The organism is Pseudomonas tremae (assembly GCF_001401155.1).
Taxonomy (GTDB): domain Bacteria; phylum Pseudomonadota; class Gammaproteobacteria; order Pseudomonadales; family Pseudomonadaceae; genus Aquipseudomonas; species Aquipseudomonas tremae.
In genome coordinates this window covers 1-935 of record NZ_LJRO01000460.1, presented here as the reverse complement: position 1 = coordinate 935, position 935 = coordinate 1, and the positions used below count along the sequence as shown (strand labels likewise).

The window sequence follows — 935 nt, the reverse complement described above, 5'->3', positions numbered from 1 at the left end:
TGTGAGACGCGTGGCTGAGGCGCTTTTTGCGTCTCAATAGGGTGGCTTTTCATTTTTGATATGGTAAGTTCTCAGCTTCTACTGTGCCGTCTCAAAATTAACTTCTCTCATGCCTGCGTGCTCATTGCCGCGCGGGCTCGCTGTATTTTGTTCAAAATATCTTCTCCCTTCGCGTTCCAAACGGAGCGAGTCGGCTGGGCATTTCGCAGTGCCAGAAATGTGGTGATTGAGCTTTCCAATTCGCGAATCGAGCTGAAACTACCGTCGCGCAGGTATACCGTGATGTCACGAAAGAAGCGCTCAACCCTGTTCATCCACGAACTTGAGGTCGGGGTGAAATGCATATGGAAGCGCTTGTGCTTTTCGAGCCAAGCCTTCACTTTCGGATGTTTGTGCGTGGCGTAGTTGTCGACGATCAGGTGCAATTGAAGGTGCTTGGGCGTTTCCCGATTGATTTTCTTGAGGAAGTCCAGCCACTCCTGATGCCGGTGTTGGCGCTCGATAGAACTGATCAACTTCCCCTCAAGGTAATCGAGCGTAGTGAACAGGGTCACGGTGCCATGGCGAATGTAATCGTGCGATTGCGTGCGGATATGGCCGATGCCCAGAGGCAGTCCTGGCTGGGTACGCTCCAAGGCCTGAACCTGACTTTTTTCATCGCAGCACAGCACCAGTGCCTTGTCTGGCGGGTCCAGATACAACCCGATGACGTCCCAGAATTTCTCTTCGAAGTTGGGATCGTTGGACAGCTTGAACGTACGAGTCAGGTGCGGCTTTATGTCATTGGCAGCCCATATACGCTGGACGCTGGCCGGAGAAATACCCGCGACTTGCGCCATGCTTCGGCAGCTCCAGCGAGGCTGGCCAATACGAGGTTGAACCACTTTTTCAAGCACTCGAGCCATAGCGTCTGGCGGCAAGAATGACTTACGTCC

General features: G+C 53.2%; 1 protein-coding gene. It reads right to left on the bottom strand.

Going from position 1 to position 935, the window contains the following annotated elements:
• Window positions 1-107: 107 nt before the first annotated feature.
• On the bottom strand, window positions 108-935 hold an 828-nt coding region (locus ALO43_RS25780; protein ID WP_054998366.1), incomplete at its 5' end, for an IS630-like element ISPsy32 family transposase.